Genomic DNA, 25505 nt, shown 5'->3' on the forward strand with positions numbered 1-25505 from the left:
ACCGCGTCGAACGCATGTGGTGCAGGCTCAAGGACTTCCGGCGCGTCGCAACCCGCTACGACAAGCTCGCCCGGAACTACCTCTCGACCGTCCTCATCGCCGCAACAACCGCATACTGGCTCAATTGAGTCCGGACCCTAGTCCTCTTCGGTGCCGCCGGGCTCCGGCTCGCCGCTCGGCTGCAGCGCCAGCAGCACCTGTTCGAGCGCGACAGCAAACGCCTCACGCTCGCGGTCCGCGAGCGTGTCGAGCGCCGCGACGATGGTGCTCAGCGGATCCTTCTCCAGAATGGCGCGCCCGGCATCGGACAGTTCGAGCAGTTCGGCACGGCCGCGTCCGGCCGATCCGGCCTTCCGCAGCAGTCCCTTGGCGATCAGCGTCCTGACCGTCCGCGAGACCGGACCGAAGGCCATGCCCTGGAACCGCGCCAGATTGATCGCCGTGCACTGGGCGCGATCGGCCGTCGAGAAATAGCGAAGCGCCGTCCACTGGGCCGGAAACAGCCCATGGCTGTGCCCCGAGGAATGAAGCGCCCGCGTCGACTGCTCGAACAGCCGGGCCAACGAGTCGGAGCGGATGAACTGTCTCGCCATATCCCAGAACGACCTGCCGAGCGCCTGACGAATCGATCCGGCGCCCGGCGCAGACAATGCGCCGGCCGCGTGTGGGTGTCATCCGCCCGTCAACCAAAGATCATCATACATATTGAAATGCTCACTGAGCTATTATAACCTTGCCGCGTCCTGGCAAGCTCAAGGAGAAGTGTCATGCGTCTTTCGATATCCCGCTCCATCGCCCTCGCAGGCCTGCTCGCCCTCGGCGCGACGGCCACGAACACGCCGGCGGTCGCTGCCGGCTGCGGCGGCTATGTCAATGTCTTCGTCTCCGGATGCGCTCCGTGGGACAACAATCCGCGCCGCATGCCCGGCGCGCCCGGCTATCAGGCGCCCCGCCCGACCACGCCGACGATCCAGCGCACCACGACGGTGCTGCCGCCCCAGACGTCGATGACCCGCCCGGTCATCGCGCAGCAGCCGAACCGCCTCATCACCGACAACGGCGCGGGCCTGCTCAGCCCCGGCAACCGGAACCCCGGCATCATCTCCAATGACGGCGGCGGCCTGCGTAACCGTTCCGGCATCCTGTCGGATCAGGGCGGCGGCATGCGCCGCTGACGGCCGCACCGGAAGTGAGGCCGCCGGGCAACACCGGCGGCCTCGAATTGCCACGCAGGGGCACACCCGACAATTCCCCCTTGCGCGCGTCGTCCGTGCGACTTCTAAAAGAACCAGTGAGCAATTAGAAGAGAGGCTAGGCCAGTGCATCGTCACGTCGCGTCACGCACCGGAATCGTGTCGAGGGCCGCCATCGTCGCCTGCGGGCTGGTGGCCGCGCCGCTGTCGGTCCTTGCGGCGGGTACCGGCCTGCCCGCGCCCGCGACGACCGCCGCTTCGGCCTGGTCCATGCTGTTCGACATCGACACGCGCTTCACCAGCTGGTCCGGGACGCGCGGCACGCCCAATGTCTACGATCTCGGCACGCCCGGCCGGGGCTCGCTGTTCTACATGCCGATGGCGCTCCAGATCGTCGGCAAGCCCAATCCCGATCTCAAGCTGGAGCTGATGGCGCGCACGGGCTGGGTCGATGCGCGACAGAATTCCGGCGGCGGCCTCGCCGGCCGCGTCTCTGCCCTCACCGACACGCTCGTGTCGGGAACCATGACCTATCTCGGCATGCCCGGCATCCAGCCCTTCGTCTCGATCAACGCGAATCTGCCGACCGGCGCGGCCAACCTGCGCGGCACCGGCGCCTTCGCCCGCATGGACCCCGATCTGGTCGAGGTGCCGAATTTCGGCGAAGGCTTCAATCTCGGCGGAACGCTCGGCGCCAACATCCCGGTCGGCGAGTTCACGCTGCTCACCGCCAGCGTCAGCCATACCTGGCGCGGGCCCTATACGCGCGACCCAGTCACCGGCTTCGGCGACCCGGACAACCGGATGCAGCCGGGCTCGTCGTCGTCGGCCTCGTTGCAGGTCGCCCACATGCTCGGGGCGCTGCTGATCAAGGCCGGCGCCACCTACATCATCAACACCGCGACCCGGATCGACGGCACCTATATCAACCGGCCGGGCGAGACGATCGCCCTGACCGCTTCCGCCGGCTACACGTGGAACCCGGACCACAACACCACGCTGTCCGCCTCGTTCAGCCGCACCAATCCGAACCTCATCTTCGACCCGGCGATTCCGGCGGCGGTGCGCGAGGCCTTCAACTCGAACAGCAATGCGGTGCGCCTGCGTCTCGACCACAGCTATCGCCTCACCGAGCAATGGATGGTCGGGGCCTTCGTGAGCTGGTTCAACCGCGACGCCAACGCCTATGTCCCGACCTCCGGCGCGTTCTCGCCCGCCAAGTCCAAATGGGCCGTCGGCGGCTCGGCGCGCTATCAGGTGACGCAGAACGCCGCCCTGACGCTGCGCGCCGAACATTTCTGGGTGCATCAGCGCAGCCGCCCCGATGTCGTCGATCCTTTCCTTGGACCCTTCCCGGGCACCGCCATTCCCGCCCTGAGCTACACCGGCTGGACCGTGTCGCTCGGCGGAACGATCACCTACTGAACGGGGAAATGCCATGAAGTCCCGCGCCGCCACGGTCCTTTCCGCCGCCGTCCTCGCCCTCGTCCTCTCATCCTCCGCCGAGGCCCAGACGGTCTGCGCGGAAGGGCGCACGCGCGAGGGCAAATGCGTCAGCGCCGCGCTCGCCTCCGCCGCCCGGATCGCCGCGATCGTCTACGGCCAGACGCGCCTGTCCTTCTCGATGCTGCCGATCCTGCCAAGCCAGGATCATGCGCTCACCGACCCGACGATGCGCCGGCATGTCGGTCGCGAGGTCAGCGCCATCCATCCGTGACCGCATCAGGGGGAAGCACCGCAGACGTTGTCTCGCTCCGCCGGGCGTTGTATCCATCGGTACTTAACGCAGCCGCCACGCGGCACGAGGAACAGACCGATGAAGATCAGCGCGCGCAACCAGCTCAAGGGCAAGGTCGTTGAGATCACCAAGGGCGCCACCACCGCCCATGTGAAGCTCGACATCGGCGGCGCCATCGTCACCTCCGCCATCACCAATGCGGCGGTGGACGAGCTGAAGCTTGCCGTCGGGCAGACCGCCTATGCGGTGGTCAAGGCGTCCGACGTGATGGTCGCCGTCGACTGACGGCCATGGTGCGCGAGAACGAGATCAGGGCCGGCGAGGTCGCCGTCGACATGCCGCCGGCCAACGATGCCGGCCTCATCTTCATCGGCACCATCCGCACGCCCTGGACGTCGCGGCTGGAATGCCCGCGACGGGGGCGCGAGGACGGCCCCGTCTGCCGCATCGAATTGTTCGAGCCATGGAGCCAGGGGCTGCAGGGCATCGCCGCCTACGAGCGTCTCGAAGTGCTCTACTGGCTCGACCGGTCGCGCCGCGACCTCGTCCGCCAGAGCCCGAAGAATGACGGCTCGGCCCATGGCGTGTTCTCGCTGCGCTCGCCGGTGCGCCCCAACCCCATCGGCACGTCGCTGGTGCGGCTCATCCGCGTCGAGGGGCCAGTCGTCGAAGTCGCGGGCCTCGACTGCCTCGACGGCACGCCGCTCATCGACCTGAAGCCGGACCGGAGCCTGTTCAATCCGCTCGCCCCGCCGCAGAAGGGCGATTTCGAGACGGCCTGAGGCCAACAGGCCCTTTCAGGGCGCCGGGGCGGCGTGCCAGTCTCCCCGGCACCATCGCGCAGACGGGAAACAGGGCGCCGCCATCATGCCCGCCATCGACCGCCGACTGATGATTGCAGGCACCGGCGCCGCACTGGCGGCCCCTGCCCTTGCCCGCACGCCCTTCGTCGTCGATGGCGCCGGCCGGCATGTGACGATTCCTGCCAGCGTCGAGCGCGTCTTCCCCGCAGGTCCGCCAGCCGCGATCCTGCTTTACACGCTGGCGCCCGACCTGCTTATCGGCTGGCCCCGCGCCAACCGGCCCGAGGAGCGCGAGTTCCTGCTGCCCGAAATCGGCGCCCGGCCGGAGGTCGGCCGCATCACCGGGCGCGGCAACACCGCCAATCTCGAACTGGTTCTGGCGCTGAAACCGGACCTCATTCTCGACGCCGGTTCCGTCCGCCGCACTTTCGCGGAACTGGCTGACCGCGTGCAGGAACAGACCCGCATCCCCTACGCGCTGCTCGATGGCAGCTTCCACGCGACCGCCGGCACTTATCGCACGCTCGGCCAGCTCACCGGTCGCGAGCGCCGCGCCGCCCAGCTCGCGAGCTGGTGCGACGACACGATGGGCTCGCTCGTCGCGCGCATCGAGAAGGTCCATCCGGACAGCCGCCCGCGGGTCTATTACGCCCGCGGCCCGCGCGGCCTGGAGACGGGCCTTGCCGGCTCCATCAATGTCGAGACGGTCGAGTTTCTCGGCGCGGTCAATGTCGCGCGCGGCGCGGCCGGCTCGGGCCTCGCCAATGTCTCGCTCGAACAGGTGCTGGCCTGGAACCCGGAGGTGATCGTCACCATCGACCAGACCTTCGCGGCCAATGTCCGCGCGGATCCGGCCTGGGCCGGCGTCAGGGCCGTGCGCGAGGGTCGGGTTCATCTCTCACCGAAACTGCCTTTCGGCTGGGTCGATTTCCCGCCCTCGGTGAACCGCATGGCCGGCCTCTGGTGGCTCGCCAAGCTGCTCTACCCCGCGCTGTTCCCGGAGGACATCCGCGCCCTGACCCGCGACTTCTACGCGCTGTTCTATCAGGTCACGCCGAGCGAGGCGCAGCTCGACCGCGTGCTGGAAGGGCGCGGCTGATCATGCGGGCCCGCACCCTCGGCGGCAGCACCATCGCCTTCGCCGTGCTGGTGACCGGCGTCGCCGTCGCTTTCGCCGTCGGCCGGTTTCCGGTGACCCTGCCCGATCTCGCAACAGCCCTCTGGTCCCGCGTGACCGGAACTCCTTCCGGCCTGTCTCCTTCCGTGGAAGCCGTGGTCTTCTCGATTCGCGGCCCGCGCGTCGTGGCAGCGCTCGCCTGCGGCGCGGCGCTGGCCATTGCCGGCGCGGCCTTTCAGGGCCTGTTCCGCAACCCGCTGGTCTCGCCTGATATCCTCGGCGCCTCGTCCGGGGCGGCGCTCGGCGCGGTGCTCGGCATTTTCCTGTCCTTCGGCATTTTCGGCATTCAGGCCGCAGCCTTCGCCGGAGGGCTTCTCGCGGTCGCGGCGGTCTATGCCGTCGGCTCGACCATTCGATCGGGTGACCCGATCCTGACGCTGGTGCTGACCGGCGTCGTCGTCGGCGCTCTGCTCGGCGCCGGCGTCGGGCTGATCAAGGTTCTGGCAGACCCCTACAACCAGTTGCCGGCCATGACCTTCTGGCTGCTCGGCAGCCTGTCGGCGGCCAATGCGCGCGACCTCGTGCCGCTGATCACGCCGGTCATCCTCGGCGCGGCGGTGCTGATGGCGCTGCGCTGGCGGATGAACGCCCTCTCGCTCCCCGAGGAAGAGGCGCGCGCCCTCGGCCTGCCGACCGGGCCGCTGCGCCTCGCCATCGTCGCGGCGGCGACGCTGGTGACCGCGGCGAGCGTCGCCGCCGCCGGCATTATCGGCTGGGTCGGCCTCGTCGTGCCGCATCTCGCGCGCTTTCTCGTCGGGCCGGATTTCGGCCGCCTGATCCCCGCCAGCGCCATGCTTGGCGGCGGCTATCTCCTGCTGATCGACACGCTCGCCCGCACCGTCGGGCCGGTGGAAGTGCCCCTCGGCATTCTCACCGCCGTCATCGGCACGCCCTTCTTCATCTGGCTGCTCGCCACCGCGCGCGGAGGCTGGTCGTGAACCTTGCCGCCGAAAGCCTCGCCTTCGGCTATCCCCGCCACCCGGTCGGCCGCGACGTCTCGCTTGCCGTCAGGTCGGGGGAGGTCCTCGCCCTGCTCGGCCCCAATGGCGGCGGCAAGACCACCCTCCTGAAGACCCTGCTCGGCCTGATCCCGCCGCAGGGCGGCGCGGTGACGCTCGACGGGCGGCCGCTCGCCGCCCTGACCATCCCTGAACGGGCGCGGCTGATCGGCTACGTGCCGCAGGCCCATGGCGGCACCTTCGCCTTCACCGCCTTCGAGGTCGTGCTGATGGGCCGCACGGCCCATGGCGGACTGTTCGCGCGGCCGACCGCCCGCGACCGCGAGATCGCCCTCGCCATGCTCAGCCGGCTCGGCATCGCCCATCTCGCCGAGCGCCCCACCACCATGATTTCCGGCGGCGAGCGGCAGCTGGTGCTCGTCGCGCGCGCGCTCGCGCAGGAGCCGCGCTTCGTCGTCCTCGACGAGCCGACCGCCAGCCTCGATTTCGGCAATCAGGGCAAGGTGATGCGCCAGGTGCGCCACCTCGCCGCCGATGGCCTCGGCGTGCTGTTCACCACCCATGATCCCAATCAGGCACTCAGCCATGCCGACCGGGTGGCGCTGCTGCGCGGCGGCGGCGTGATCGCATGCGGGCCCGCGCGCGAGGTGCTCACCGCCGCCCGCCTCGCCGCGCTCTACGATGCTCCCGTGGAAACTGTCGTGGAGACTGGCGGGCGCACGGCCTTCCTGCCCGGCTGACCCGCCGGCCGTTTGCGAGCTCCGCCATTGCGGACCATCCACCGGCCGGAACGAAGGCCCGCGCGCGGTGTTGCAATATCCCGGACCTGCGGCTACAAGGCGCCCGCATTGGCCGCGGTAGCTCAGCTGGTAGAGCACGTCATTCGTAATGATGGGGTCGGGGGTTCGAATCCCTTCCGCGGCACCATTCCTCCCGAACATTCGCTGACCTGACCCGCGCTGGTGGACGCTTGTCGGTCCGCCCCGGGCGGCCGATTCCGGCGCGCGGACGATCGCGGCCACCCACGGCGCTATTCCGGCATGCAGCCGGTGAGGTTGGCTCGCATCGGCGCCGGAGCCATGATCGGTGGTGCGGTCGCTCCCGGAATCCGGAGCACGGCCCGCGGAAGGATGTTCGCCCTTGCGTCTGGGGGCGAACGTGTCGAAATGGTCGTCATCGTGGCCTGCCAGCGCGATAGGTGTTGTGGATGCCGGGGACGAGGGACCTGCGCGCAAGGATCGAGGCCGCGCTCCGGCAAGACTGGCAGCGGCTGTTCTCCTATGCTCATCGGCTCACCCGCGACCGGGACGAAGCTGCGGATCTGCTCCAGTCCTGCGCGGTCAAGGCGCTGGCGGCGCCGCGCGGCCCCGACAGCGAGGCAAGCCTGCGCGCCTGGCTCTACACCATTCTCCGCAATGCCTGGGTGGATCAGCTGCGGCAGCGCCCGCCGTCAGGCGATGACGCCGCGCTCGGACCGGCCGGCGCCGAACTCTGGAGCTTCGACGACCGGCTGATCGCGGACCTGACGGTGCGCCGGGCGCTGGAACGCATCGACGGCCAGCATCGCGAGGTCATCGAACTGGTCGATCTCGCTGGCTTTCGCTATGCAGAAGCCGCGCAGATTCTTGCCGTGCCGACCGGCACGGTGATGAGCCGCCTGAGCCGGGCGAGGCTTGCATTGCTCGAAGCCATCGAGGGTCAGAACATCCGTCCGATTCATTCGGGGCGCCGGCATGTCGCGTGAGGCGAACGAAAACGACAGGGCGGCAACCATCTCCTGGGAGATGCTCAACGCCTATGTCGACGGCGAGCTGGAACCGGCCGCCGCGGCGCAGGTGGCCGCCGCCATCGCGCACGACACCGCGCTGGCGGCGCGCGCCGCGACCCTGTCCCGCCTGCGCGCCGCATCCCGCCGCATCGGCCCTGCGGAGGCTGCCCCGCCGTTCATGGCCTTGCCGACCGGCATGCCCCGGTTTCGCGGGGCGCTCGCGATCGCCGCGACGCTGCTGGTCGTGGTGGCGCTGGGCGGCCTCTGGATGGGGTCCATGCGTCCCGCCGCTGTGCACGAGGCCGCGCTGGCCGACGCCGTGGCCGCCCACCATCAGTGGCTGCAGCACGATGTTCCGGGTCCGCATGACAGCCCCGTCCTTGCGGCGGCGGGGCTGCGGACCGAGGGCCTGCCGGACCTCTCGGCCGCCGCGATGCGCCTCGTCTATGTCGCGCTCGATCCGCGGAACCGGACCGGCGGCGTTCTCGCGGGATATGTCGGGCCCAATGGCTGCCGGGTCGGAATATGGATCGGCCCGCCCATGGCCGGCATCCCCGACAGGGCGGTGATGGCCGACGGGGCCGATCTCTCGATACGGGCCTGGAGCGATGGCCGGACCGGTTATGCGGTCATGGCACGGGGCATCGCTCCGGCACGGCTTGAGCAGCTGACCGCGCTGGTCACGCGCGCGGTGCGCGAGCCCGTGCCCGAGGAGCGACTGGCGGGGAGCCCCGGTCCGTCGTCCACCTGCGCCGGCTGAGGCACGGCCGGCCAGCCGGAAATCTTCCGCCCACAATGGAATAAATCGAAGCTGGGCCACGTCTCTCACAGGCGGGGAATATGTCCCCTCGGGAGAAACGCCATGCGTAGCGAGAACATGTCTCAGCGCAGCAACGAAAGAACGGATAACAGGGCCGATGGGCCGTCGAGGCGCGGCATGATGGGCGCGAGCCTCGCCACCATTGGCCTCCTGACCAGCGGTTCCGCATGGCTCGCCGGCACCGGCCGGGTCGAAGCCCAGGCCAGCGCGCCCGCGAGCCGGCCGGCAGCCGCCCCGCAGGCCTTCGACTATCCCGGCAAGGATCGCGGCCTGAGGCTGCTCGGCGACCGGCCGCTCGTCGCCGAGACGCCGGAAGCACTGCTCGACGACGACACGACGCCGATCGCGAAGTTTTTCGTCCGGAACAACGGCCAGATTCCCGACGAGGCCGCCAATGCCGATGGCTGGCAGCTGAAGATCGAAGGCGAGGTCGACAAGCCGTTGACGCTGACCATTGCCGAACTCAAGGCGCGCTTCCCGGTCCACACCTTCCGCATGGTTCTGGAATGCGGCGGCAATGGCCGCTCGTTCTACCAGCCCGCCGCGCGCGGCAATCAGTGGACCAACGGCGGCGCCGGCTGCGCCGAATGGACCGGCGTCCGGCTCGCCGACGTCCTGAAGGCAGCGGGCCTCAAGCCCAGCGCCAGGTTCACGGGGCATTTCGGTGCCGATCCGCATCTGTCGGGCGACACGACCAAGGATGCCATTTCCCGCGGCATGCCCATCGACAAGGCGCTGGAGCCGCATTCGCTGATCGTCTGGAGCATGAACGGCCAGCCGCTGCCGCATATTCATGGCGGGCCGCTGCGCCTGATCATTCCGGGATGGCCGGCCTCGCTCTCCTCCAAGTGGCTGAACCGCGTCCTCGTCCGCAGCACGCCGCATGACGGTCAGGGCATGGGCGGCACATCCTATCGCGTGCCCACCGTGCCGGTCGTTCCCGGCTCCAATGTCGATGGCAAGACGAATTTCGCCGACATGACCTCGATGCCCCTGCGCTCGATCATCACGGCTCCGGCCAACGGCACGCGGATCGCAGCGGGCACGCGCCGGCTCGACCTGCGCGGGGCCGCCTGGGCCGGCGACCACCAGGTGTCCCGGGTCGAGGTGTCCTTCGACGCGGGCCAGCGCTGGCACGCCATGACGATGGCGGCACCGCGCAACCGCTACGACTGGGTGCGCTGGTCGGGTTCGGTCGAGCTTCCCAGCGCCGGTTATTTCGAGCTCTGGGTCAGGGCGACCGATTCCCGGGGCGTCAGCCAGCCGCATGTCGCCACCAACTGGAACCCGCAGGGCTATGGCGCCAATCCGCTCCATCGCGTTGCCGTGCTGGCGGCATAGCGATGCGGAGATTGTCGCTGCTCCTGGCTGCCGCCGCCGTCGGCGTGGTGCTGGCCTCGTCGCCCGGCAGGGCCCAGTCCGAGGAAACACCCGAGAGCCTTCCGGATTTTCCCGGCCGGGAGGAAACCTTCGGCTATTGCATCGGCTGCCATTCCATGAAGGTCGTCGGCCGTCAGGGAATGGACCGGCCGCGGTGGGACGAGACGCTGACCTGGATGACGGAGAAGCACAACATGCCGCCTCCCGACGCCGAGATGCGGAAAGTGCTGCTCGACTATCTCGCGCAAGCCTTCCCGCCGGCCGCTCCGGCGCAAGGCGGCGGCTTCGTCGTGCCGTTCGCCCCGCAGCAGTGATGCTGCCCTGCTGATCGTGCCGCCGGGCCTCTGCCACGAGGCCCGGCGGGACCAAAACCGGTCGAAAAGGTTCGCCCCGAACGATCCGGGACGCCTCTCGTCGCGCGGAACGGGGATCGAGACGGCTCCGCTGGCCGGCGAACCGCTCGCAATGCCGGGAAAGCGCGAGAACTCAGCCCGCCGCAGGTGCCCCGAGCGGATAAGCGCGCAGAAAGACCTCGGCGGCGACCCGCGCGTGATCGCGGGCCTCGCGCTCTGATATCGTGGTTTCGAGGCCGAAAATGATGCGCCGGCTCATCTCCGAGAGGCAGAGATCGAGGAACTGGCGCGCCGCACGGCGAGGATCGTCGACGGTCATCCGCCCCTCGGCCGCCAGACGCGCGAGATATTCGCCGAGCCGGTGGGTCGCGAACATCGGCCCGTCCTCGTAGAAGGCACGCCCGATCTCGGGCATGCGCGGGGCGATGCCAACCACCAGCCGCAGGCGCGCCACGGCTTCCGGGCGGCTCATGGCGAGAATGGTTCTGGCGCCGACCGTGGTCAGCGCCTCGGCGACCGGGCGATCCTCGGCGACGAGCTCGATGAAGCGCTCGGCCTGCTCGCGCTTCTCGATGCCGACCAGAGCGGCGATCAGATGCTCCTTGCTGGGGAAGTAGGCATAGATCGTCGCCTTGGAGACACCGGCCGCGCGGGTGATCGCATCCATGCTCGCCGCCTCGAAGCCGCGCTCGAAGAACACGCGGCGCGCGCCGTCGAGGATCTGCCGGCGCTTGGCCGTATCGGTCTCCGCCCGCTCCCGGCCGGCGACCGCCGCTTCCTCAAGCCCGAGATCACTCACTTGTGCCGATCCCCCATGTGCCGTCAGCGCACACCTCCTCTTGTAGTCGTCGCGGCAGGGGTATAAGTCAAGAATGAACTGAACGGTTCAGTTTGATTTTTTGCATGAGGCATCCGATGGCTGACGCCGCCGGGACCGCGCCTTCGGTGCGCGCCGATGACGCTCCAGTTTCTCCGCAGCAGCCCGCCGCTCCGCCACGCAGGCGGCGGCGGTTGCTGGTCGGGCTCGTCGGGCTGTGCGCCCTCGCGGCCGCCGGCTGGTATGGCCAAGACTGGTACGTCAACGGCCGGTTCATCGTCTCTACGGACGACGCCTATGTGCGGGCCGACACCACGGTTCTGGCCGCCAAGATCTCCGGCTACATCACCGAGGTCAGCGCCCGCGACAATGCCGCCGTGAAGGCCGGCGACGTGCTGGCCCGGCTCGATGACGGCGACTACCGGATCGCGGTCGAATCGGCTGCCGCGCGCGTTGCGACCCAGGACGCCACGATCCGGCGGATGGAAACGCAGATCGGAGCGCAGGCCGCGGTCATCGCGCAGACGAAGGCGCAGCTCGGCATGGTCGAGGCCGACACGCCCCGCGTCGCCGCGGCGCTGGCGCGCGCCCAGCGGCTCGTCTCGCAGGAGTTCGCCAGCCAAGCCGCATTCGACACGGCCCGCGCCGACCGCGACCGCAACCAGGCGCAGATCGAACAGGCCAGGGCCGGCGTCGCCGGCGCCGAGGCGCAGGAGGCCGTGCTCAAGGCACAGCTCGCCGAGGCCCAGCGCCAGAAGAGCGAGCTCGAGGCCGCGCTGGACCGTGCCCGCCGCGATCTCGATTTCACGCTGATCCGTGCGCCGATCGACGGCGTGGTCGGCAACCGCGCCGTTCAGGTCGGCCAGTTCGTCCAGCCGGGCACGCGCTTGCTGGCGTTGGTCGACACAGCCTCGATCTATGTCGAGGCCAACCTGAAGGAGACCCAGCTCGCGCGCGTCGCCATCGGCGAGCCGGCGAGCGTCGCGGTCGATGCCTTCGCCGGGCGCGCCATCGCGGGACGGGTGGACAGCATCTCGCCGGCCTCCGGCGCGCAGTTCTCGCTGCTGCCGCCCGAGAACGCCACCGGCAACTTCACCAAGATCGTCCAGCGCATCCCCGTCCGCATCCGCCTCGACGCGCGCGCGGTCGAGGAAGGCCGCCTGCGGCCGGGCATGTCGGTCGTGGTGTCGATCCGCACTGATACCGGCGCTTCGCCGGCCCGCGTCGGCACCGTCGATCGGGCGGCACGTCCCGTCGCCGCCGGCACCGATGACGGCGCGACACTCGCCGCCCGGTCAGCCCCGTGAGCGCTGGCGCGGCAACCGCCGACACCCTGCCCCCCGCCGCTACGGCGGGGGATCGCATTCCGCTGCCGCGCCTCCTTGCCTTCCTCGCCATGGTCTTCGGAATGTTCATGGCGATCCTCGACATCCAGATCGTCTCGGCCTCGCTCGCCGAGATTCAGGCGGGGCTGTCGGCCAGCGCCGACGAAATCTCGTGGGTCCAGACCTCCTATCTGATCGCGGAGGTCATCATGATCCCGCTGTCGGGCCTCCTGTCGCGCGCGCTGTCGACCCGCGTCATCTTCACCATCTCCTGCGCCGGCTTCACGGTGATGAGCCTGATGTGCGCGCTCTCCACCTCGATCACCGAAATGATCATCTGGCGCGCGCTGCAGGGCTTCCTCGGCGGCGCGATGATCCCGACCGTCTTCGCCACGGCTTTCACCGCCTTCCCGCCGTCGAAACGCGCCATCGTTTCGCCGATGATCGGCATGGTCGCGACGCTCGCGCCGACCGTCGGGCCGACCGTCGGCGGCTATCTCACCGACCTGTTCTCCTGGCACTGGCTGTTCCTGATCAACGTGCCGGCCGGCATCGTGGTCTGCGCCATGGTCTGGCGGCTCGTTGATTTCGACAGGCCCGAGCCCGCCCTGCTCCGCCGGTTCGACTGGCTGGGCTTCGCGGCCATGGCGGTGTTTCTCGGAAGCCTCGAATTCGTGCTCGAGGAAGGCCCGGCCAAGGACTGGTTCCAGGACCATCTGATCCTGGCATTCACCATCGCCTGCGTCGTCGGCGCCGTGGTGTTCTTCTGGCGCGCCTTCACGCAGGAGGTGCCGATCGTCGACCTGACGGCCTTCGGCAATCGCAACTTCTGGACCGGCTGCCTCGCCTCCTTCATCTGCGGCATCGGCCTCTACGGGCTGACCTATCTCTATCCCGTCTATCTCGGCCGCGTACGCGGCTTCTCGGCCCTGATGATCGGCGAGACCATGTTCGTCACCGGCATCGTCATGTTCATCTCGGCGCCGATCGTCGGCCGCCTGTCGACCAGGATGGACCTGCGCGTGATGATGGCGATCGGCTTCCTGCTGTTCGCCGCGGGCACGTGGCAGGCATCCTTCGTGACCAAGGACTGGACCTTCGGCGAACTGCTGGTGCCGCAGATCCTGCGCGGCGCGGCGCTGATGCTCTGCATGGTGCCGATCAACAACCTGTCACTCGGCACGCTGCCGCCGGAGCGCATGAAGAACGCCGCCGGGCTCTACAATCTCACGCGCAATCTCGGCGGCGCGGTGGGACTGGCGCTGATCAATTCGCTGCTCAACCACCGCACCGACCTCCACATGCAGCGCCTGCGGGAATCGGTCGCGTGGGGGCGCCCGCGCGCGGAGGAGACGCTCGCCGGCCTGACCCAGCAATTCCAGTCGCTGGGCTCGGATGCCGAGCTGGCAGCGATCAAGCAGATGGCCGCCATGGTGCGGCGCGAGGCCTTCGTGATGGCGCTCGGCGACGTCTTCTTCGCACTCACTGTGCTCTTCGTCGCAATGCTGCTGCTGGTGCCGCTGATGCGCCGGCCGAAGGCCGTGGCCGCCGCCGCCCATTGAGCCGGGGCGTCGCCCGGGCGATCTGGTCGCATCGTTGCCGTCGTTCTGGCTCTCGCCGCGCCCGCGAAGCGACGCTAAGACGGAGCCTCGTCCGACGACATATCAGGGAAAGTGCCCACGATGAGCAATGCAGCAGCGAAACCGGCCCGCGAGGTGCTGCTCGAGCGCCTGTTTGACGCGTTCAACCGGCACGACGCCGAGGCCGTCATGGCCTGTTTCACGCCGGGCATCGTCTTCGATGCCGCCGTCGGGCCGGAGGCTCACGGCCGTCGGTTCTCGGGACAGGATGCGGTGAAGGCGGCCTTCGTGGCGGTCTGGACCGATATGCCCGACGTGTCCTGGACCATCCGTCGGCACACGATTGCCGGTGATGTCGCCCTGTCGGAATGGCTGTTCGCCGGGACGCGGCGCGACGGGCAGAGGGTCGAGGTGAATGGCCTCGATGTCTTCGCCTTCGACGGCGAGCTGATCGCCTCCAAGAGCGCCTACCGCAAAGACCGGCCGGTTCCGGCGGCATAGAGCCAGCCGGGGGCTGTCGCAGTCCCATGGGACCAGATTTCAGCGATTCATGGTACCACCGATTGACGCCCTCGCCGCCCCGCGCGAACAATTCGAGCCGGTAAGCGCGAAGGGACTGATCGAGTGGCTCGCCGGCTGGATTCCCTGTCTTGGGGCACGCTCTTCGACCGCACCGCCGTCTCCGGGAGGCCGCTGCAGAAGCGGCTGCGCGAGATGGTCATCGGCGCGGCATCGGAAGGCTGGTTGCGACCGGAAACACCGCTGCCGTCGAGCCGCTGCCTCGCCGAGACCCTGAGCGTCGCGCGGAACACGGTACTGCTCGCCTATGAGCAGCTGGTCGAGGAGGGCGTCCTCGAATCCCGCGCGCGCCAGGGCTTCTTCATCCGGCAGTCGTCATCGCTGCCGACACCCGGGGGCACAGATCGGTCCGCGGGCGACCTCGACTGGTCCGAGCGCCTGTCGCTCAGGCCGTCGCTCCGGCGCAACATCGTCAAGCCACAGGACTGGCTGAGCTACCCCTATCCGTTCCTCTACGGCCAGTTCGACCCGGCGCTGTTCCCGACCAACAACTGGCGCGAATGCGTGCGCGAGGCACTGAGCGTCGCCGAAATCCGCGACTGGGCCGTCGACCGGATCGACGGCGACGATACCCAGCTGATCGAGCAGATCCGGACCCGCGTCCTGCCGCGCCGTGGCATCTGGGCGGGCACCGACGAGATCATGGTGACGCTCGGCGCCCAGCAGGCGCTGTATCTGCTGTCGATGCTGCTCGTCGACCAGAAGACGGTGGTCGGCGTCGAGGAGCCCGGCTACCCCGACGCCCGCAACATCTTCTCGTTGCGCACCTCGAACCTGCGCCGCCTTCCGGTCGATGCCAATGGTGTCGTCGTCGGCGCCGTGCCGAGGGACTGCGGCCTGCTGTTCCTGACGCCGAGCCGGCAATGCCCGACGGGCGTGACGCTGGCGCCGGAGCGCGGCGCGGCCCTGCTCCAACTGGCCGAGCAGCGCGATCTGCTGATCATCGAGGACGACTACGAAAGCAATTTCGGACTGGCCCAGAACACAGTGCAGTCGCTGCGCGCGCTCGATACGACGGGACGCGTGCTCTATGTCGGAAGCCTGTCCAAGACGCTCGCCCCCGGTTTGCGTTTCGGGTTCATCGTGGCGCCAGCCCCGGTGCTCCGGGAAGCGCGGGCGCTGCGGCGCCTGATGATGCGGCACGCACCGATGAACAACCAGCGTGCGCTGGCCCTGTTTCTCGCCCTCGGCCATTTCGACCGGCTGCTGCGGCGCAGCGCCGAGGCACTGAGCGACCGCGCCGCGATCATGCGCGATGCGCTGGCGACCCACATTCCCCAGTTCGAATGTTCGTTCGGCGCCGGCGGCTCCTCGGTCTGGGCCAGAGGTCCCGCTTGGCTGGACAGCCGCGAGCTTGCCCGGCGCGCGGCCCTGAACGGCGTCCTTGTCGAACCCGGCGACGTCTTCTTCTCCGGCGAGCAGCCGCCCCTGAACTATCTGCGGATCGGCTTCTCCTCGATCGCCGCCAACCGCATCACGCCAGGCATCCGCATTCTCGCGCAGCTTGTGGAAGAGCTGCGCTGACCCTCGCGAACAGGGGGCCAGCAGCCGCAACTGGCGCAATAGTTCGGCGCATGCTGGCTCTATGGTCCCAGCCGTTTCCCGGTAGCCTGATCCCGGCAGTGACCACTGCCGCGCTGCACGGCGGCGCGCTGGTCGATGCCGGCCGTGCCCGTGCGGGGCGCGAGGATTGTGCCAATGGAAGACCTGCTGCTCCGCCCCAATCGCGCTCCGGATCGCTACGATCCCCGCTACGATCCCGTGACCGATCCCGGGCCCGGGCGCAATCGCGACTATGCGCCGACCTACTGGATCGACACGGCGGGCGAAACACCCCACGACGATGGTCCCGTCACCTCCGACATCGACGTGGATGTCGCTGTCATCGGCTCGGGCTATACCGGGCTGAGCTGCGCGATCCATCTGGCGAAAGAGCATGGCATCAAGGCGACGGTGCTGGAGGCCAACCGCGTTGCCTGGGGGTGCAGCACCCGAAATGGCGGACAGGCGCAGATTTCGGCGGGGCGGCTGAAGCGGTCGCAGTGGATCGAGCGCTGGGGCGTCGATGTCGCGAAGAAACTGCACACCGAGATCGCCGAGGGATTCGACCTCTTTCGCGACCTGATCAATTCGGGAGAGTTCGACTGCGAGGCGGAGGATGGCGGCCATCTGTTCATCGCCCATCGCGCCGCGATCATGCCGAAGCTGGAGGCGGAATCGCGCCTTCTCAACGAAACGTTCGGCTACGGCACCCGCATTCTGTCGCGCGAGCAGGTCCACCGCGACCATCTGCGGGACGAGGAAGCCGCCGGCGCCATGTGGGAGCCCGACGGCATCGGCGTCCACGCCGCCAAGCTGGCTTTCGGCTATCTCGGCATGGCGCGTCGCCTCGGCGCCAAGGTCCACAGCGGCAGTCCGGTCACCGGCTGGCAGACCCGCAACGGCATCCACTATCTCGCGACCCCCGGCGGCACCGTGCGCGCCCGCGCGGTCGCCATCGCCACGGCCGGCTATACCGCGCCGGGCATGCACGATCTCACGCGCCACCGGCTGATGCCGATCCTCTCCAACTCGATCGTCACGCGCCCCCTGACCGAGGCCGAACGCCAGGCCTGCAACTTCAAGAGCAAGCTGGTTCTGACCGACACGCGCACCCTGCGGCACTACTATCGCCAGCTGCCCGACGGACGCGTCCAGATCGGCAGCCGCAGCTCGATCACCGGCGCCGATGCGGAAAACCCCAAACATCTGAACGCCCTGATCGAAGGTCTCGGGCGCAAGTTCCCGGCCCTGCGCGGGATCGAGATCGATTACTCCTGGTGGGGATGGGTCGATGTCAGCCACGACATGATGCCGCGCATCTTCCAGCCGGATCCGGCGCGGACGATCTACTACGCCCTCGGCTATGGCGGAAATGGCGTCATGTATTCCGCGCAGGCCGGCCGCCGCATGGCGCAGCTGGTAGCCGGCAAAGGACAGGCGCTTGACCTTCCGATCTTCACCTCCCCCCTCCCGAGCCACGGCCTGCTCACGCCCTTCCGGCGGCTGGGGCAGCGGGCGATGTATCGCTGGTACTACCTCAGGGACGAAATGCTCTGACACCTGCCACGGCGGCCGCGGATCTCGCTCATTGCGAGCGACGCGACCGGGCGAGCAATGAGGGCGCCCCCGCTTCGCCCGGCGCTGAAATCGCCCCGCGGCGGACTGAGTTCGAAAAGACGCTGAGAACAAACGGAAGGAAACCTCCGATGAGGATGACCACTGAAGAAGCCTTTGTGAAAGTCCTCCAGATGCATGGCATCGACCAGGCATTCGGCATCATCGGATCGGCGATGATGCCGGTTTCCGATCTGTTTCCGAAGGCCGGGATCACCTTCTGGGACTGCGCCCACGAGGCCAATGCGGGCATCATCTGCGACGGCTACAGCCGCGCCACCGGCCGCATGGCGATGGCCATCGCCCAGAACGGTCCCGGAGTGACCGGCTTCGTGACCGCGATCAAGACCGCCTACTGGAACCACACGCCCATGCTGCTGGTGACGCCTCAGGCGGCGAACCGCACGATGGGCCAGGGCGGTTTCCAGGAAGTGCCGCAGATGGCGCTGTTCCAGGACATGGTCTGCTACCAGGAGGAGGTCCGCGAGGCCTCGCGCATTCCCGAAGTGCTGAACCGGGTGATCGAGAAGGCGCTGCGTGGCGGAGCGCCGGCGCAGATCAACGTTCCCCGTGATTTCTGGACGCAGGTCATCGATGTCGAGCTGCCGCAGATCGTCAAGCTGGAGCGTCCGTCAGGCGGCAAGGAGGCGATCGCCGCAGCCGCCAAGCTTTTGTCCGAGGCGAAGTTTCCGGTCATCCTGAACGGCGCCGGCGTGGTCATCGGCGGCGCGATCGAAGCATCCGCGGCGCTCGCCGAGCGCCTCGACGCGCCGGTGTGCTCGGGCTACCAGCACAACGACTCGTTCCCCGGCAGCCACCCGCTGGCGGTCGGCCCGCTCGGCTATAACGGCTCGAAGGCGGCCATGGAGCTCATTTCCAAGGCCGATGTGGTGCTGGCCCTCGGCACGCGCCTCAACCCGTTCTCCACCCTGCCCAGCTACGGCATCGACTACTGGCCCCGCAACGCCGCGATCATTCAGGTCGACATCAATGCCGACCGCCTCGGCCTGACCAAGAAGATCACCGTCGGCATTTGCGGCGACGCCAAGCAGGTCGCCCAGCAGCTGCTCGAGCAGCTGTCGAGCAGCGCCGGCGACGCCGGCCGCGCCGAGCGCAAGGCGCTGGTCCATCGCACCAAGTCCGCCTGGCTCCAGATGCTCTCGTCCATGGATCACGAGGACGACGATCCCGGCACCACCTGGAATGAGGAAGCGCGCGCCCGCGACAAGGACCGCATGTCGCCGCGTCAGGCCTGGCGGGCCGTTCAGGCCGGTCTTCCGGACAATGCGATCATCTCCACGGACATCGGCAACAACTGCGCCATCGGCAATGCCTATCCGGTGTTCGAGCAGGGGCGGAAATATCTGGCGCCCGGCCTGTTCGGGCCCTGTGGCTATGGCTTCCCGGCGATCATCGGCGCCAAGATCGGCTGCCCGGACGTGCCGGTATTCGGCTTCGCCGGAGACGGCGCCTTCGGCATCTCCATGAACGAGATGACCTCGATCGGCCGCGAGGGCTGGCCGTCGGTGACCATGGTGATCTTCCGCAATCACCAGTGGGGTGCCGAAAAGCGCAACACGACGCTCTGGTACGACAACAACTTCGTCGGCACCGAGCTCAATCCGAACTTCAGCTACGCCCGGGTCGCGGACAGCTGCGGTCTGAAGGGCGTCGTCGTGACGACGCAGGACGAGCTCACCGCCGCGTTGAAGGTTGCCGGCGAGGAGCAGGCCCGGGGCGTCACCACCTTCATCGAGGTGATGCTGAACCAGGAGCTGGGCGAGCCGTTCCGGCGCGACGCCATGAAAAAGCCCGTGGCCGTCGCCGGCATCGACCGCGCGGACATGCGGCCCCAGCGCCCGTTCTGACGCTACCGAACAGCATCGCGGCGCGATGCAGGAGAGCCGTGCGGCGCCGAATTCGGCGCCGCGCCACGGCCATGCGGAGCCATGGGCCCTGGCTCGGCTCAGGGATGAATCCGGACGCATGACGGGCGGGTCAGGACAGCCAACCGGCGCGGAAACACTGTTCCTCGCCGCCGTCGTCCTCATCGCACCGCACTTTCTGGCGCATGCCTCCAGGGAAATGGGGCTATGAAACCACTCGACACCATCGTCAATGCGGCCCGCGCCAATCCCCGCCGGATCGTCATGGCGGAAGGGGAAGACGCCCGGATCGTCAAAGGCGCGGTCCGCGCAACGCGTGATGGCCTTGCGAGGATCACCCTGCTCGGCCGCAAGGAGGTGGTGCTCCGGCTGCTCGCCGAGCATGACGCGAGCCCGGCCGATTTCGGGATCGACGATCCCGCGACCTCGCCGAGGCTCGACGGCTATGCCGCGGCCTTTCATCAATTGCGGAAGGGCAAGGGTATCGACGCGGTGGCGGCACGGCGGGCAATGGGCGACCCGCTCCGCTATGCGGCCATGATGGTGCGCCTGGACGATGCCGACGGCACGATCGGCGGCGCGGTCGCGACGACGGCGGACACGGTGCGCACGGCGCTCCAGATCATCGGTCCCGCTCCCGGCGCGGCGCTCGTTTCAAGCTTCTTCCTGATGATGCTGTGCGAGCCCCATCACGCGAAGAAGGGGGCTTTCGCATTCGCCGATTGCGGCCTGGTAGTCGAGCCCGACGCCGCCGAGCTCGCGGGCATCGCGGTATCCACCGCGCATTCGCTCGCGACCCTGACCGGACAGGTTCCGAAGGTCGCCATGCTGTCGTTCTCGACCAATGGCAGCGCTGTCCATCAGCGTGTCGAAAAGGTGGTTCGGGCGACCGAGCTGGCGCGGGCCGCCGACCCGTCGCTCGCCATCGACGGCGAGTTGCAGTTCGATGCCGCTTTTGTCGAAGCGATCAATGCGTCCAAGGCGCCCGGTTCGGTTACCAAGGGCGAGGCCAACGTGCTGGTCTTTCCCAATCTGGACGCAGCCAATATCGGCTACAAGATCGCCCAGCGGATCGGCGGCGCGAAGGCGATAGGGCCCATCCTTCAGGGATTGAACAAGCCGGCTAACGACCTGTCGCGCGGCTGCAGCGCCGAGGACGTCTACGACATGATCGCGGTGACCAGCGTCATGGCTGGCGACCTGACGCGCCAGTGACGACCGGTGCCACCGGGCTTGTGAGGGCGCGCGATCCGGTCCGGCAGAGGCCCGGCTCTGCCGCCCTCGGAGGCGTTTCGGCGGCAGCGCTCGACATGGAGCGCCGCCGCCTGCCGCGTCAGCGCGGCGGCGTGGTCCAGTGGAGTTCGTCCATCGGCGACATCGCACCCCAGATCGTCGCCGGCACGGCGCCCAGGGTCTTCTGGAAGACGCCGACATAGGGCAGCGTGTTGATGAAGAAGATCGGCGCGTCATCGACGACGATCTTCTGGAATTCCGCATAGAGCGCCTTGCGGGCGGCGAGGTCCGGTTCGACGCCCGCCTTGGCGAGCAATTCGTCGACTCGCGGATTGCTGTAGCCCTGCGTGTTGGACCAGATCACGCCCTTGCGGATGTTGCTGCTGAGATAGGTGCGGTCGACGCCGATCACCGGATCGCCCCAGTTGAACACCGTGTCGAGGGTCAGATCGAAATCCCACCCACCGACCCGGTGCGCCCAGGTCGCGAAGTCGGGCGAGGTGCGGACCTGGACGTCGATCCCGACCTTCCGAAGCTGCGGCTTGAAATATTCGGCGGTGCTCTTCACCACTTCGTTGCCGGGCGAGTAGTCCACGGTCAGGGTGAAGCGCGTGCCGTCGGACTTACGCTTATGGCCGGCCTGGTCAAGCAGCTGGTTCGCCTTGTCGAGGTTCAGATCGTACTTCTCGACGTCGGCGGTATAGAAGGGTGAGTTCGGTGCAATTGGACCCGTCGCTGCCTTCGCCCGATCGAGGAGCAGGCGTTTCAGGATGAAATTGCGATCGATGGCGAAGCAGATGGCCTGGCGCACGCGCTTGTCGTCCAGCGGAGCCTTCTGCGTGTTGAAGGCAAGCCAGGTGAGCGCGCCGATGCCCTCGAAGCCCTTGTCGGAAACGGAGAGGGAGGCGTGTCGCGCCATCCGTGCCGTGTCTCGCGGCGTCGACAGATAGGGCACCATGTGCGCTTCACCACGCTCCATGGCGAGCATGATCGCCGTCGGATCGTTGATGTAGCGGAAGATGATGCGGTCGAGCAGCGGCCGGTCCGGAATGAAGAACTTGTCGTTGCGCTCCAGAATGGTGTGCTCGCCGCGCTTGAACTCGACCAGCTTGAACGGTCCGGAGCCGACAGGAGCGCTGTTCGCGGGGTGGTTTCTCAGATCCACACCGTCATCGAAGACGTGCTTCGGCAGGATCGGGCACAGGGCCGGCGACATGGCGAGAAGCAATGCCGGATGGGGCCGGCTAAGTCTGATGACCGCCGTGTGGGCGTCGGGCGTCTCGACCGACGCGACCGGCGCGAACATTTGCTGGAACGGATGGTATTTCTTCACCGTCATCACGGAGAAGGCCACGTCCTCCGACGTGATCGGCTTGCCGTCATGGAAGGTCGCGCCCTCGATCAGCCGGAGCGTCAGCGACTTGCCATCAGCTGCCAGATCCCAGCTCTTGGCGAGATAGGGCTGAGGCCGCCAGTTGCCGTCGAAGCGCAGCGGACTAGCGAAGATCTGCGTACCGGGAACGGCCGTTGCGACGCCCGATTGCACGGCCGGATTGAGGTGACGCGCGCCGCCGCCGGCTTCGGGAATGATGAGCGTGCCGCCGCGCCGTGGCGTCTGGGCCGGAGCCCAGTCGAGACCGGCCGCAAGAGCGGCGCTCGTGGTGGCCGACAGAAGTGCGAAATCGCGCCTGGAAAAGAGTCCCATGGAAATCCCCTGTCCTGCGCTCTGGTTGTTTTATGCCGCAGGCGGGCAACGGTATTGAGGCGGGCGCGGGCGATTGTAGGCCCAGATTTCGGAGACCTATGGAACCAGCCCGCCGGGCCCGGTCTGCGCCGAATTCGCTACGGAGGCTGGCGGGAACCGGCGACGACCAGTCGCGGAAACCGTTGATCGGACGAGGCGCCACGGCAGATCACGTGGCCTCACCGAAGGCGGCCATCTGGCCCTATCGGCGCCGCGGAACGCCGCCCTAGGCTGACCTGCCGCGGCCGGATCTGCCGCCCGTTCGGCGCTGTCAGGCTTGCGCATCCGCGGGGAGACTTCAGGTGCTCGACGAGACCGTCATCTACAAGGCACGCAAGATTATCACCATGAACCCCGACAGGCCCGTCGCGACCCATGTCGCTGTGCGGGGCGGGCGCATTCTCGGCGTCGGTTCGCTCGATGATCTTCGTGGCTGGAGCAAGCGGGACGTCGACATGACGCTTGCCGACAAGGTGCTGATGCCCGGCATGGTCGAAGGTCACAGCCACGCATTCGAGGGGCTCGTCTGGGACCATACCTATGTCGGCTCGTACGAGCGCCGCGACCCCGACGGCAAGCCTTGGCCGGGCGTCGGCACCATCGAAGCGCTGATCGCGCGGCTCAAGGAAGCCGAGGCGCGCCTCGGTTCGCCCGACCAGACGCTGACCGGCTGGGGCTTCGACCCTCTGTTCGTCGAACGGCGGCTGACCGCGGCGGATCTCGACCGGGTATCGACGAGGCGGCCGGTCGTCGTCCAGCACGCCAGCGGCCACATCATCAATGCCAATTCTCTCGTCATGGAACGTGCGGGCATCACGCCCAGCACCAATTCGGAATTCATTCTGCGCGATTCCGAAGGCAGGCTGACCGGTGAATTCGCCGGCCAGGTCGGCCGCTTCATGCTCGCCAAGGCGATCGGCGGAACCGGCCTCGCCGATCTCGGTGACCGGCCCGACGCCGTCCGCCGCTTCGCCAAGGCGGCGCAAATGACCGGCGTCACCACCGCGACCGATCTCCACAACGATCTTTCCGAGAAGACGGTCGAGACCTTCCGGACGGTCACCGCCGAGGATGACTTTCCGATCCGGCTGGTTCCGGCATTTCGCGGAACCCACACCCGCGAGGACGCCGTCGCCTATGTCGGCGGCCTGCAGCGCTACAATTCGTCAAAGCTCCGCTTCGGCCTTGTAAAGCTCATCGCTGACGGATCGATCCAGGGGTTCACCGCGCGCCTGCGCTGGCCGGGCTATTTCAACGGCAGCAAGAACGGTCTCTGGTACATCGCCCCCGACGAACTGAAGAGCCTCGTGAAGCGCTATCACGAGGCCGGCCTGCAGGTGCATATTCACACCAATGGCGACGAGGCCACCGAGGCCGCGCTCGACGCCATCGAGCACGTTCTGGCGGACGTCCCGCGCCGCGATCACCGGCACACCCTGCAGCATTGCCAGATGGCCAGCGCCGCTCAGTTCCGACGCATGGCCGCGCTGGGAGTCTGTGTCAATCTCTTCGCCAACCACATCTACTACTGGGGCGACGCGCATCTCGCCCACACGATGGGACCGGACCGCGCGGACCGGCTCGATGCCTGCGCCACGGCGCTTGCCACGGGCGTACCCTTCGCCATGCACAGCGACGCTCCCGTCACGCCCATCGGCCCGCTCTTCACCGCATGGTGCGCGGTCAACCGCAAGACCCTGTCCGGGCGGGTTCTCGGTGCCGAGCAGCGCATTTCGGTGATGGACGCGCTGCGTGCAATGACCCTCGGCGCGGCCTACACTCTCAAGATGGACGCGGATATCGGCAGCATCGAGGTCGGCAAGTTCGCCGATTTCGCGGTGCTCGAAGACGACCCTACCGAGGTGAACCCGGAGGCGCTGAAGGACGTGCGCATCTGGGGCACGGTGGTCGGCGGCCGCATATTCCCGGCACCGAGGGCCTGACCGTGGTGCGGACGCCTGTCACCGTCATCGGCGGCTTTCTGGGCGCGGGCAAGACGACGCTGCTGAACCATCTGCTGCGCCACACCGATCAGCGGCTGGCCGTTCTCGTCAACGATTTCGGCGAGATCAACATCGACGCCGAGCTGATCGCCAGCCATGACGGCAACACGGTGAACCTGTCGAATGGCTGCATCTGCTGCAGCATTGGCGACAGTCTCGTCGAGGCGCTCATCGGCGTCATGCAGCAGGCCGAGCGGCCCGAGCACATCATCATCGAGGCGAGCGGCGTCGCAGACCCCGCCCGCATCGCGGAGCTCGCCACGCTCGATGCCTCGCTGGAATTGAACGCTGTGGTCGTGCTGGCCGATGCGCCGCGCCTTCCCGACCTCGTTCGCGACAAGTATGTCGGCGATGTCGTCGAGCAGCAGCTTCAATCGGCCGACCTGATCGTCATGAACAAGGTCGACAGGCTCTCGACGACCGACCGCCGGGACGCGACCGAGGTGCTGCTTCGACTGGCTCCAGATGCGCGGGTCATCGAGGCGGTGAACGCCAGCGTGCCCGTGGAGCTCGTGCTCGATGCCGGCCGCGATCTCGAGGCGCTTGCAAGCACCCCGGCCCTGTCCGGCGGCGGCTGTCATGCGCCGGACTGCAACGACCCCGATCATCACCACGATCATCACGGGCATAGCCATGACCGGCGGCATGCCAATCTGTTCGCGACCTGCACGCTATCCGCCGACAAGCCCGTGCCCCGGGCCGCACTGACGCGGTTCCTCGACGGGCTTCCGAAGGACGTGCTGCGGCTCAAGGGCCTGGTGCTGACCGACGAGGATCCGTCGCGGCCCATGCTGTTGCAGATGGTCGGCCGCCGCTGGACGCTCGACGCGGACCACCGGCTGGAAGCCACGCCGAAGACCCGCCTCGTCGCCATCGCCGTCGCGGCGGAGTTCGATGCCGCCAGCCTCCAGCAGGGCTTTGCCGCTCTACAGTAGCAATCGGCCAGACCCGCCGTGCTTCACGGCGACCCCTTGGCGGGTCTTGAATCCAC

The 25505-nt window shown here is 68.1% G+C and carries 24 protein-coding genes, 1 tRNA gene and 1 pseudogene; 23 read left to right on the top strand and 3 right to left on the bottom strand.

What is annotated here, in order from left to right; translation table 11 throughout:
* Positions 1-128, top strand: a pseudogene (locus JNK84_RS18740) (IS5/IS1182 family transposase); the annotation flags it as partial.
* Positions 129-137: 9 nt separating this feature from the next.
* Here the strand turns inward: JNK84_RS18740 and JNK84_RS18745 are convergent.
* Complete coding sequence (locus JNK84_RS18745) at positions 138-593, bottom strand: MarR family winged helix-turn-helix transcriptional regulator (protein WP_293426596.1); 456 nt, start codon at positions 591-593, stop codon at positions 138-140.
* 174 nt (positions 594-767) lie between these two features.
* Between JNK84_RS18745 and JNK84_RS18750 the strand changes: the two genes are divergently transcribed.
* The 13 genes from JNK84_RS18750 (at position 768) to JNK84_RS18810 (ending at position 10152) form a co-directional block, all read left to right on the top strand.
* Positions 768-1175 (top strand): hypothetical protein, encoded by a 408-nt coding sequence (locus JNK84_RS18750; protein ID WP_293426598.1) that lies wholly within the window; start codon positions 768-770, stop codon positions 1173-1175.
* A gap of 177 nt (positions 1176-1352) precedes the next feature.
* Positions 1353-2618 carry a hypothetical protein gene (locus JNK84_RS18755; protein ID WP_293426600.1) on the top strand — a complete coding sequence of 422 codons (1266 nt, stop codon included), beginning with the start codon at positions 1353-1355 and terminating at the stop codon, positions 2616-2618.
* A gap of 13 nt (positions 2619-2631) precedes the next feature.
* Positions 2632-2910: a hypothetical protein gene (locus JNK84_RS18760; protein WP_293426602.1), complete on the top strand. Its 279-nt coding sequence runs from the start codon at positions 2632-2634 to the stop codon at positions 2908-2910.
* A gap of 99 nt (positions 2911-3009) precedes the next feature.
* Positions 3010-3216 carry a TOBE domain-containing protein gene (locus JNK84_RS18765; RefSeq protein ID WP_293426604.1) on the top strand — a complete coding sequence of 69 codons (207 nt, stop codon included), beginning with the start codon at positions 3010-3012 and terminating at the stop codon, positions 3214-3216.
* A 5-nt stretch (positions 3217-3221) separates the two neighbouring features.
* Positions 3222-3713 (top strand): tRNA (N6-threonylcarbamoyladenosine(37)-N6)-methyltransferase TrmO, encoded by a 492-nt coding sequence (gene tsaA, locus JNK84_RS18770; protein ID WP_293426606.1) that lies wholly within the window; start codon positions 3222-3224, stop codon positions 3711-3713.
* An 85-nt stretch (positions 3714-3798) separates the two neighbouring features.
* On the top strand, positions 3799-4833 hold the full coding sequence (locus JNK84_RS18775; protein ID WP_293426608.1) for an iron ABC transporter substrate-binding protein: 1035 nt from the start codon (positions 3799-3801) through the stop codon (positions 4831-4833).
* 2 nt (positions 4834-4835) lie between these two features.
* Positions 4836-5849, top strand: a complete 1014-nt coding sequence (locus JNK84_RS18780; RefSeq protein ID WP_293426609.1) for a FecCD family ABC transporter permease — start codon at positions 4836-4838, stop codon at positions 5847-5849.
* Positions 5846-6610 (top strand): ABC transporter ATP-binding protein, encoded by a 765-nt coding sequence (locus JNK84_RS18785; protein ID WP_293426610.1) that lies wholly within the window; start codon positions 5846-5848, stop codon positions 6608-6610. Before JNK84_RS18780 ends, JNK84_RS18785 begins: the two co-directional genes overlap by 4 nt.
* Positions 6611-6721: 111 nt before the next feature.
* A tRNA-Thr gene (locus JNK84_RS18790) sits at positions 6722-6797 on the top strand.
* Between the two features lie 280 nt (positions 6798-7077).
* Positions 7078-7614 (top strand): RNA polymerase sigma factor, encoded by a 537-nt coding sequence (locus tag JNK84_RS18795; RefSeq protein ID WP_293426612.1) that lies wholly within the window; start codon positions 7078-7080, stop codon positions 7612-7614.
* A complete protein-coding gene (locus tag JNK84_RS18800) occupies positions 7604-8398 on the top strand; it encodes an anti-sigma factor (RefSeq protein ID WP_293426614.1) in 795 nt (264 codons plus the stop codon). The genes JNK84_RS18795 and JNK84_RS18800 overlap by 11 nt, the downstream gene beginning before the upstream one ends.
* 177 nt (positions 8399-8575) lie before the next feature.
* Positions 8576-9799, top strand: coding sequence for a sulfite oxidase (locus JNK84_RS18805; RefSeq protein WP_293426616.1), 1224 nt, complete (start codon positions 8576-8578; stop codon positions 9797-9799).
* 11 nt (positions 9800-9810) lie between these two features.
* Positions 9811-10152 carry a hypothetical protein gene (locus JNK84_RS18810; RefSeq protein ID WP_293426618.1) on the top strand — a complete coding sequence of 114 codons (342 nt, stop codon included), beginning with the start codon at positions 9811-9813 and terminating at the stop codon, positions 10150-10152.
* A gap of 172 nt (positions 10153-10324) precedes the next feature.
* On the opposite strand, the gene JNK84_RS18815 is transcribed toward JNK84_RS18810, so the two are convergent.
* Positions 10325-10990 carry a TetR/AcrR family transcriptional regulator gene (locus JNK84_RS18815; RefSeq protein ID WP_293426620.1) on the bottom strand — a complete coding sequence of 222 codons (666 nt, stop codon included), beginning with the start codon at positions 10988-10990 and terminating at the stop codon, positions 10325-10327.
* 212 nt (positions 10991-11202) lie between these two features.
* Between JNK84_RS18815 and JNK84_RS18820 the strand changes: the two genes are divergently transcribed.
* The 7 genes from JNK84_RS18820 to pta all read left to right on the top strand — a co-directional run bounded on the left by JNK84_RS18820 (position 11203) and on the right by pta (position 20749).
* Positions 11203-12315, top strand: a complete 1113-nt coding sequence (locus tag JNK84_RS18820; protein ID WP_293426622.1) for an HlyD family secretion protein — start codon at positions 11203-11205, stop codon at positions 12313-12315.
* An 89-nt stretch (positions 12316-12404) separates the two neighbouring features.
* Positions 12405-13895, top strand: coding sequence for a DHA2 family efflux MFS transporter permease subunit (locus JNK84_RS18825; RefSeq protein ID WP_293426976.1), 1491 nt, complete (start codon positions 12405-12407; stop codon positions 13893-13895).
* A 120-nt stretch (positions 13896-14015) separates the two neighbouring features.
* A complete protein-coding gene (locus JNK84_RS18830; protein ID WP_293426625.1) occupies positions 14016-14414 on the top strand; it encodes a nuclear transport factor 2 family protein in 399 nt (132 codons plus the stop codon).
* A gap of 123 nt (positions 14415-14537) precedes the next feature.
* Positions 14538-16016, top strand: coding sequence for an aminotransferase-like domain-containing protein (locus tag JNK84_RS18835; protein WP_293426628.1), 1479 nt, complete (start codon positions 14538-14540; stop codon positions 16014-16016).
* Positions 16017-16190: 174 nt separating this feature from the next.
* Positions 16191-17591: an NAD(P)/FAD-dependent oxidoreductase gene (locus tag JNK84_RS18840; protein ID WP_293426631.1), complete on the top strand. Its 1401-nt coding sequence runs from the start codon at positions 16191-16193 to the stop codon at positions 17589-17591.
* 149 nt (positions 17592-17740) lie between these two features.
* Complete coding sequence (gene xsc, locus JNK84_RS18845; protein ID WP_293426634.1) at positions 17741-19516, top strand: sulfoacetaldehyde acetyltransferase; 1776 nt, start codon at positions 17741-17743, stop codon at positions 19514-19516.
* Positions 19517-19741: 225 nt separating this feature from the next.
* Positions 19742-20749, top strand: coding sequence for a phosphate acetyltransferase (gene pta, locus JNK84_RS18850; protein ID WP_293426637.1), 1008 nt, complete (start codon positions 19742-19744; stop codon positions 20747-20749).
* Between the two features lie 118 nt (positions 20750-20867).
* On the opposite strand, the gene JNK84_RS18855 is transcribed toward pta, so the two are convergent.
* The gene (locus tag JNK84_RS18855) at positions 20868-22472 is read right to left on the bottom strand and encodes an ABC transporter substrate-binding protein (protein WP_293426640.1); all 1605 of its coding nucleotides are present in this window, start codon (positions 22470-22472) and stop codon (positions 20868-20870) included.
* 341 nt (positions 22473-22813) lie between these two features.
* Here JNK84_RS18855 and JNK84_RS18860 point away from each other — a divergent pair, with 341 nt between their 5' ends.
* Positions 22814-24454: an amidohydrolase gene (locus JNK84_RS18860; protein ID WP_293426643.1), complete on the top strand. Its 1641-nt coding sequence runs from the start codon at positions 22814-22816 to the stop codon at positions 24452-24454.
* 2 nt (positions 24455-24456) lie between these two features.
* Positions 24457-25449: a CobW family GTP-binding protein gene (locus tag JNK84_RS18865; RefSeq protein ID WP_293426646.1), complete on the top strand. Its 993-nt coding sequence runs from the start codon at positions 24457-24459 to the stop codon at positions 25447-25449.
* Positions 25450-25505 lie beyond the last annotated feature (56 nt).

The sequence above is a fragment of the Phreatobacter sp. genome, from assembly GCF_016793595.1.
GTDB lineage: Bacteria > Pseudomonadota > Alphaproteobacteria > Rhizobiales > Phreatobacteraceae > Phreatobacter.

Excerpts from the sequence above, each read along its gene's own strand:
- JNK84_RS18745 (WP_293426596.1), bottom strand. The coding sequence starts at position 593 with ATGGCGAGACAGTTCATCCGCTCCGACTCGTTGGCCCGGCTGTTCGAG.
- JNK84_RS18750 (WP_293426598.1), top strand. The coding sequence starts at position 768 with ATGCGTCTTTCGATATCCCGCTCCATCGCCCTCGCAGGCCTGCTCGCC.
- JNK84_RS18760 (WP_293426602.1), top strand. The coding sequence starts at position 2,632 with ATGAAGTCCCGCGCCGCCACGGTCCTTTCCGCCGCCGTCCTCGCCCTC.
- JNK84_RS18765 (WP_293426604.1), top strand. The coding sequence starts at position 3,010 with ATGAAGATCAGCGCGCGCAACCAGCTCAAGGGCAAGGTCGTTGAGATC.
- tsaA (WP_293426606.1), top strand. The coding sequence starts at position 3,222 with ATGGTGCGCGAGAACGAGATCAGGGCCGGCGAGGTCGCCGTCGACATG.
- JNK84_RS18775 (WP_293426608.1), top strand. The coding sequence starts at position 3,799 with ATGCCCGCCATCGACCGCCGACTGATGATTGCAGGCACCGGCGCCGCA.
- JNK84_RS18780 (WP_293426609.1), top strand. The coding sequence starts at position 4,836 with ATGCGGGCCCGCACCCTCGGCGGCAGCACCATCGCCTTCGCCGTGCTG.
- JNK84_RS18795 (WP_293426612.1), top strand. The coding sequence starts at position 7,078 with ATGCCGGGGACGAGGGACCTGCGCGCAAGGATCGAGGCCGCGCTCCGG.
- JNK84_RS18800 (WP_293426614.1), top strand. The coding sequence starts at position 7,604 with ATGTCGCGTGAGGCGAACGAAAACGACAGGGCGGCAACCATCTCCTGG.
- JNK84_RS18805 (WP_293426616.1), top strand. The coding sequence starts at position 8,576 with ATGATGGGCGCGAGCCTCGCCACCATTGGCCTCCTGACCAGCGGTTCC.
- JNK84_RS18825 (WP_293426976.1), top strand. The coding sequence starts at position 12,405 with ATGGTCTTCGGAATGTTCATGGCGATCCTCGACATCCAGATCGTCTCG.
- JNK84_RS18830 (WP_293426625.1), top strand. The coding sequence starts at position 14,016 with ATGAGCAATGCAGCAGCGAAACCGGCCCGCGAGGTGCTGCTCGAGCGC.
- JNK84_RS18840 (WP_293426631.1), top strand. The coding sequence starts at position 16,191 with ATGGAAGACCTGCTGCTCCGCCCCAATCGCGCTCCGGATCGCTACGAT.
- xsc (WP_293426634.1), top strand. The coding sequence starts at position 17,741 with ATGAGGATGACCACTGAAGAAGCCTTTGTGAAAGTCCTCCAGATGCAT.
- pta (WP_293426637.1), top strand. The coding sequence starts at position 19,742 with ATGAAACCACTCGACACCATCGTCAATGCGGCCCGCGCCAATCCCCGC.
- JNK84_RS18855 (WP_293426640.1), bottom strand. The coding sequence starts at position 22,472 with ATGGGACTCTTTTCCAGGCGCGATTTCGCACTTCTGTCGGCCACCACG.